Source organism: Sphingorhabdus sp. EL138 (genome assembly GCF_900258045.1).
Lineage (GTDB): Bacteria > Pseudomonadota > Alphaproteobacteria > Sphingomonadales > Sphingomonadaceae > Parasphingorhabdus.
Window position 1 is genome coordinate 359,777 of the sequence record NZ_OGVD01000003.1, and the last position, 7,823, is coordinate 367,599.

Sequence of the window (7,823 nt, forward strand, 5' to 3'; positions counted from 1 at the left end):
AGGGGAGTCAAGCGAAGGCGTGCAGATTCACGCCCCCAATTACCGGACGATTATTTGGCGGTTTTCCTGCGACCCTTGCCTGCCGTAGCGGCACGCGAAGTCAGGCGCTTTTTCGGTTTTTTTGCTGCAGCCTTTTTCGCTTTGGGTTTTTTGGGCGCGGCCGCACTCGCTTTCTTCGCCGCCGCCAACAAAGCCTTGAAGCTCTTCTCAGCGAAATCAACATAGGCTGCAGGGTCCGGAAGCATCTCACGGTCCGCTGTAATCGTCAGCATGACCTCTCCATGATAGCTGGTGACGATATGGAAAACACCCATACCGTCCGTCGGCAATCCCATGCCAAAGCTGCGTTTCAGCTCGGCCCCGGCAAAATACATCGAGACCGGCGGTCCCGGTACATTGGTAACAACCGTATTCATCTGAGGCGCAACGGTCTGCCCCAGCCCCATGCGCGCAGCCAGCTTCGTAGCCGCTGCTGTCAGGCCCGCTGGCATTGCACCGCTTAACTCCATCAACGTCCGCGCACCGACCGCCTCGACCATATGCTTGGAACGGTTTGTCTCCTTCGCAACGAATTCCAACCGTTTTGCAGCGTCAGCAATATGAGTGCCGAGACCGACCGTCATCATCGACACCTGGTTCCCGCCAGCCGCTTCGCCATTGTCATCGCGCACCGAAATTGGCGCGCCCGCTTTTAAGGTATTATCCGGCAGCTCGCCTTTGCTTTCCAGATAGGCGCGCATCGTGCCGCCAACCACGGTCAACATAACATCATTGACCGTTACACCGGGAAAGGCGGCGCGGATTGCCTTGATATCAGAGAGCGGAAATATCTTACCGTCAAATACACGGTGCGGTGTCAATCGGTCACCAAAGCGGGTCTTGGGAATGCCGGTTGCGGCGTCCTTTTGCTGCTTATTCTCTCTCGCGAAATCAAACATCCGCTTCGGTACGGGAAGAAGCTTGCCTAGATTTTGCAAACCGCGCACCGGATTCGCGATATTATTGACCTGCGCCCGCACCAGCAGGTTCAGATCATTCGGCTTCGTTTCTGGTCGCCATTGCCTGTCCCATTTGCGCGGTTTCATTTTGGCATCAAGATCATGCAACGCCAAAGTCATTTGCAGTCCGGATTGCCCGTCCACCGCCGCATGGTGGAATTTGTGCACTAGGGCGAAGCTGCCCTTGGGAATGCCCTCTACATTGTCGAGACCTTCAATGACGGTGAACTCCCATAAAGGGCGATCCATATCCAACGGGCGCGCATAAATCCGTGCCGCCTGAATACAAAGCTGTCGCCAGTCGCCCGGTTGCGGCAAGGCAATATGACGGACATGATATTCGAGATCGAAATTGTCATCCTCAATCCAGTAGGGATGATCCAGATCGAGCGGCACTCGCACCAGTTTCTGACGGAAAATCCGCGCGCCATCCAGGCGACCTTCAATATAGCGCAAAATGTCCTTGAACCCGACCTTGCCGCCGGGAGCGGTGGAGGGGTCATAGATAAGCAGCTGGCCGATATGCATCGGCGTATTGCGTGTTTCCGTATAGGCAAACATCGCATCAAGTGCGCCTAATTGTTCCATGGACATCCCCCTCGTGATTCTTGCTGGGACAAGCATAAATCAGATTGGTTAAAGAAGCGAATCGGTTAAGCAATCGGGAGAAGCGCAAGACCAGGCTAATTGGTCAGGGAGGCTTCACTTCTGAACAGGCGTGTCACTTTATCGAGCAAGCCGCCGGCGACCGATCGACCGGTCGCAGCAATTTCAACACTACCCGGGGTCAGCTGCAACGCCTCACCATCCTCATAGGTTTTTTTCGAGGCGATCAGGCGAACGCGGTAAAGCGCCGTTCGCGGGCGCAAGATATTCTCGTCCTTGTCGGATGCGATGGGACCGCCATTGACGGAGGCCAATATCGGTTGATCGATCCTTTCAACCGCGTTTGTTGATTTTTCGACCAGCTTGGCCGCCCGGGATGCCTGTACCGGATCATCCGGAACAAAGCGGCCGCGCGCGTCCTTGGAAATGCGCCAGATATCGTCTTCGCTAACATAGGCCTGAATATCATAGTCATCGGATGTGACGACATAGGCAATGGCTTCCGCCCCGCCGAGCCAGCGCCCGCTGTGAATATCCGGCGACAGGTCGGTCACAATCCCGGCAATTGGTGCGCGCAGGACGAGCCGTTCGCTGCGCAGTTCGAGGCCGCTGAGCTGATCCTGTTCCTGCTTGAGTTCCCGTTCGAGAACCATGCGGTTGGACAGATCAATCTCGTCCGCCGCACCGCGACCAAATTGCAGTTGCAGATTGGCTATTCTCACCTTGGTGGCCGCGATGGATTGTTCCAGCTCGGGAGCCGAGAGTTGAACCAGTGGCGCGCCGGCCGCAACTCTCTGGCCATTCTCGACAAACAGCTTTTCCACCTTGCCCGGGTCACCAGCGACAATCGGAGACGCCCCAATCGGGGTGAGCACGGCTGGCGCGCTGATATGGCGATCGAGTGGCAACAGGCAAAGCAGCAGGGCGACGCCGCCGCCAATCAACAGCAACCGCGTCCGCGACGTGGCCAAAATCCGGTCCTTCATACTTGCCCAGACCTTGAATTCCGAGACCACAGGCCGGGCTATGAACACGGCAATCTCAACAACAAACAGGATTACCCCGAGCAATTTAAAAAACAGCGTGTAGACCAACAGCGCGATACCGATGAACAGGAACAGGCGGTAGATCCAGGTCATCCACGCATAAACGATCATCCCGCGGCGCAATCGGCCGGGTACCTGTTCGGGTGCGTCATCACCCAAAGCGAATAGCATCTCACGCAGCCGCCAGCGGCCCAGTGCGAAGGCGCGCGGTTGCAGATTGGGCACACCGAGCCAGTCGGACAGGACATAATAGCCGTCAAAGCGCATGAACGGATTGAGATTGATCGCCAGACTCATCACCCAGCTGGTGGTCGCAAGAATGAAGGCGACACTGCGCAGCATGCCATCTGGCAACAGCACCCAGGCCATGGTCGCAAGCCCGGCGATCATTAGCTCGACCGTGACACCGGCACAATCAATCATCAGCCGCTGCTTGCGCGAGGTCAGCCGCCAGGCGCCGGATGTATCGGTATAGAGGACCGGCATCATCACCAGAAAGCTGACGCCCATGCTCGGCACACGGCAGCCAAAGCGCGTGGCCGTATAGGCATGGCCCAGCTCATGGAGGATCTTGATGACAAACAGGCCGAGACCATAAGCGATCAGCCCTTGCCAGCTGAAGAAATAGAGGAAGGATGCGAGGAAGCTGTCCCATTGCCGCGAAACAAGAAACAGACCGGTGAGCGCCAGCAAAGCAAAGAAGGTCAGGGCCGGATAGGACCAGAGTGGCGCAACCTTGTCGATCGTCCGTTCCAGAAAAGCCGCCGGCTTGACGATCGGGATGCGGATAAAGAGATAATTGTCCAGCGTCCATTTCCACCACGCCTTTTTGGCCGTTTCCCGCTGTTCCGTGAAGCTGGCAACGGCGTCGCCCATTGGCGTTACGGTGAGGCTGTTCGACAGGGAAAAGTCGACCACTTGACCAAAGGCGGTGTTGATTTCTTCCTCGTCCAGCCCTTCTGCGACCAGATCATCATTGACCTTCGCCAGATCGCCGGATGCCCAGCGGGAAAGGATGCGATATTCAATCTGGCCCAGTTGAAAGAACAGGTGCCGCACCGGATCAAACAGGGTCCAGCTGGGTGCGCCTGTAACTAGGGCTGCGCCCGGCTCAATCCGCAGTTCTTGCCGCAGTGGAGGCAACAAGGGCCGTTCCGGTTCGACAGGCGCAGCAGCAGTCATAGGCCGATAGTTTGTCTGAAGCTCGCTATCGGACGCTTGAGCAGCGAATAGATGAGCGGCACCCACTCGCCATAAAGCTTGGCCGTGCCGCGCGAGCCGATGCGCGGATTGCCCGACGTCGGCTTGGCCGTCACGGCGAAAGCCAATATGCCTTCCGCCGTCTGCCGCGCCTGATAGCTGGCATGTTCCACCTTGCCTTCAATCGCCCAGAGCGGCTGCGCATCGAGCCAGACTTTCACGCGCGATCCGCGTTCCAGCGCCATCTGCTCGGCCGCGGGCAAATCGATGCGCAGCGCGATCTGACCCGGATCGGCGACCTGCAATATCGGATCGCCGACATTGACGGCCCGCCCTTCCCAGTCGCGGCGGTCACTATAGATTGCCATCCCGCCACGTGGAGCCTTGATCTGCGACAACCCCATGATATCATTGGCGAAATTATAGTCCGCCTGGGCCAGTTCATATTCTGCGCGCAGGGTGGCAATCTCGCGGGTCTCGTCATCCTCGCCAAAGGCGGTGCTGGTGGACCGGTCCACCCGCGCCTTGGCCACGGCCAGTTTTTCCTGCGCCAGTTTCAGTTCGTTGGACAGCTTCACATCATCAAAGGACACGAGCAGCGCGCCTTCTTCCACCGCCGCATTGGGCGCCACATGGATACGTGAAATCACGCCTGAAAAGGGAGCCGCAACCATGAATGGACGCTCGGCAACGACCTCCACGGGTGCAAGCGCCGTCATCCGGACCGGAAAGAGCGCAATGACCAACAGCGCGACCAATATGCCGATTTTCTCCTTGCGGCCAAAGCGGCCGATGCGTTTGACCGGCTTGTCTCCGGTCAATGCCCGCCAGCTATGCGACACCGTCTCAGACAATCGCGTCAACCGATAACCCTCGCCTTCGCGAAACGGCGCTTCGCGCATGACCAATAGTCCGCCAAACACCTTTTCCTCGCTGTCCAACAGGGGTTGCCAGCGGCATTCGTTATAAGGATATTCCGTCAACGCGGCGTCATCACTCATCGCACCCAGGGTGAAATCATGTGGCCGGTCCAGCCCATCATTTTTCGCCAGTTTCGCAATCAGCTTTTCCATCGCCTGAATCAGCGGCGCGTTGCGATCGACCGATGATATGCTGGAGGCGCAGACGATATGGAAATCGTCACCAATGCGCGGCTGGCGGGCAATGAACATCTGCTCATAAGGCAAGATCCGCCGCATTTCATTGGCGACATGATAATGCAGCTCCGCCACGCCCGGCTGGCGACGCACTTCTGCTTCAAACTGCAGCAGGCTGGCGAGCATGTTTGCATCGCCGGACAGCGGTGCTGCTCCCGTGGCTACGGGTAATATCGCAATCGGTGCAGGGTCGGAATCAGGAGGGCTGGCGGCCATCGGTTTTCCTGTCCTTCAGCATTTTATGCTCCCATTTTCAAATTTGGTGCTCCGCACTTGATGCGGAGCCTAGGGTGGCTGTCACGCCCGTCTAACCTGGGCTCCGCATCAAGTGCGGAGCACGTTGCTCTATTCCTCAATCTGTTGTTTCGATGTTTTTTGCGGCGCTGTTTGTCTGGTAGCATTCGAAGCAACCTTAGCATCCGGCTTCACAAACACGCCAGTACCGCTCATCCCCGGCAGGACAAGGCTTTCGGTTTTGTCGACATTGCCTGTCACACGGATAGTCTTGCTCACCGGATCGACCGATGCTCCCAGCCGCGTAATCTGGCCGGTCACGTCAGCGCCGGTTTCGTCAATCTTGAACGTGAAGTCGGCTCCGGGCCGCAGCCATGTCAGCCAGTTGCTCGGTACGATCAGCTCAACCTCTAAATCACCGCCGCTCTGGATCGTTAGCAGCGGCTGCCCGCTCGCCGCAATCTCACCGCGACCTGCAATTTCTTCAACAACGGTGCCGGAAAAGGGCGCATAGACTGCGCAGTCGGTCAGATTGGCCTTGATCGCATTGGCCTCGGCATTGGCCTTGCCCAGATTGGCTTTGGCTACGGCGACTTCATTCTTACCGATCGCTTCATATTGGTCGAGCTCGACGTTGGTTTTATACGTCACATTATAGGCATTGGCCGCTGCCTGCGCGGCTCTCAGCTCTGCCCGGATCGCCGAACAATCAAATTGCGCGAGCAGAGCGCCTTTGCGGAAACTTTGTCCCTTGCCAAAGGGCATGGACGTAATCCGCGCGGTCATTCGCGATGCAACGGTTGATTCTTGCTTGGGCTTGATCACCCCGCGCACGTCGGGGTCAGACTTCGGTTCCGGCTTTTGCGCCTGTGCCTCCGTCGTTTCTGTCGCTTTTTCTTCCGCGGCGCTCATTGCCGCTTCATTGCTTGACCAATTGGGGCCATCACCGCTGCTGGCAATGCCCACACCTATGATCGCGGCCAGCGCAATACCGCCACCCCATAGCCATGGAGCCTTGGATTTTTCCTCTATGTCCGGAATCCCGTCTCCGGTTTCGTCGCTCATCAGGGCTTCCTATTGATCCAGCTTCATCGCCGCTTCACGTTCCTGCCACAGGCTGGTCAAGGATGTGGTCAAGGTTCCGACATCTTCTCGCCCGGTCAGGTCCGGCGCGAAATCATCTATGCCCATGGATGCAAAGAGATTGGCGTAGGCATTTTGCGCCTCCGCATAGGCTATATCATATTTCACCTCGGCCACGAGAGTGTTCATTTCTTCGCGTAGCAAGGTTTGCTGGCTCATCGCACCCGCCTTGTGGCCAGCGCGGATCTGGTAGAGGATCTTGTCCTGCACCCGGTGCTGATGTTCGGCGGTCTGCAATTCTTCCTGCAAATGGCCAAAGCGCGCCCGCGATACGTGGACCTGTGTCATCACCGCCATGGTCAGCGCCAGCTCGCGTTGCCGGAGCAGGTCATCCTGCGCCCGCACCGCCTTTTTCTTGGGGCCGAGTTTGAACAGGTTAAGCACGTTCCAGCTCGCCTGCGCGCCATATTGGAACCAGTTATTGTTGAACAGGAAGTCATTGGAATCGACATTCACGCCCAATATGCCGCGGAAACTGGGGAGAGCCGATAAGAGTGTCGCGTCCAGTTCCTTGGCATTGATCCGTTGACGATAGCTGACTTCGCGTAGCTCGGCGCGGTTTTTCAGCGCGGTCATCATCATGTCCTCGCCCGAATATTGGACCGCAGGCAAAGTCTCTGTCCGGTCGGGCAGGACCAGCGCAAATTCAGTGCCGGGGCGCAGGTTCATCAGCGCAGCAAGCTGTGCTTTCGCGACCACCAGTTCGCGCTGCAGTTTGCGGATTTCCGCCTGAATCTGGACCAGTTCCCGCTGGTAGGTCAGCGCGGTGAGCGGCGCCGACAGGCGGCGTTCGGCCAGTCTTTCGCTATTGTCGAGCGTGGTGCTGACATTGCCTTCCAGCTCTTTCAGCTTGGTCAAAAGTCGCTCGGCACTGACAGCACGCCAATAAGACGTGCGGACATCCTCGATAATCCGGTTGGCCACCTTGCGCCGACGTTCCTGCGAAATCAGGAATCCATCTGCCTTTTGCTGCGCACGAACATAGGATAGGCCAAAGTCGAGCACGTCCCAGCTCAGCGACAGATCAGCGGTAAAAATATCGCGCTCGGCCGAGGTGGAGGGTTCCAGCGATTGCCGCCGGGTAATCAGCGAGAGCGAACTGGCACCAGAAAAATTATTCCGTCCGGCATAGCCCGCATTGGCGACCAGTTGCGGCAACATGTCATAGCGTGACACATTCAGCTCCCGCATCTTGAGCGCCGCTTCCATCAGCTCGACCTTGTAATCGAGATTATATTTGAGCGCCCGGGCCATCGCCTCATAAAGATTGATCGGTGCGGTCACCGGTTCCTGATCAGCATCCACCGCAACGATATTTTCCCGCGCCGTGGTATCAATTTGTGATGGTGTGAGCGGTTTGGGATTCACCGCGCAACCAGCCAGCAAGGCCAGTGCCGAAATACTCAGAGTGTGTTTCATGTGCATATTCTGCTTCCCTA

Annotated in this window: 5 protein-coding genes; all 5 read right to left on the reverse strand. The window is 57.4% G+C overall.

Features of this window, described 5'->3' with window-relative positions:
• Window positions 1-50: 50 nt before the first annotated feature.
• Window positions 51-1,586 carry a wax ester/triacylglycerol synthase family O-acyltransferase gene (locus tag DK507_RS07895; protein WP_109355832.1) on the reverse strand — a complete coding sequence of 512 codons (1,536 nt, stop codon included), beginning with the start codon at window positions 1,584-1,586 and terminating at the stop codon, window positions 51-53.
• A gap of 95 nt (window positions 1,587-1,681) precedes the next feature.
• On the reverse strand, window positions 1,682-3,832 hold the full coding sequence (locus DK507_RS07900) for an HlyD family efflux transporter periplasmic adaptor subunit (protein ID WP_109355833.1): 2,151 nt from the start codon (window positions 3,830-3,832) through the stop codon (window positions 1,682-1,684).
• Complete coding sequence (locus DK507_RS07905) at window positions 3,829-5,223, reverse strand: efflux RND transporter periplasmic adaptor subunit (RefSeq protein WP_109355834.1); 1,395 nt, start codon at window positions 5,221-5,223, stop codon at window positions 3,829-3,831. Before DK507_RS07905 ends, DK507_RS07900 begins: the two co-directional genes overlap by 4 nt.
• Window positions 5,224-5,352: 129 nt before the next feature.
• Window positions 5,353-6,306 (reverse strand): efflux RND transporter periplasmic adaptor subunit, encoded by a 954-nt coding sequence (locus DK507_RS07910; protein WP_109355835.1) that lies wholly within the window; start codon window positions 6,304-6,306, stop codon window positions 5,353-5,355.
• A gap of 9 nt (window positions 6,307-6,315) precedes the next feature.
• On the reverse strand, window positions 6,316-7,803 hold the full coding sequence (locus DK507_RS07915) for a TolC family protein (protein ID WP_254054299.1): 1,488 nt from the start codon (window positions 7,801-7,803) through the stop codon (window positions 6,316-6,318).
• Window positions 7,804-7,823 lie beyond the last annotated feature (20 nt).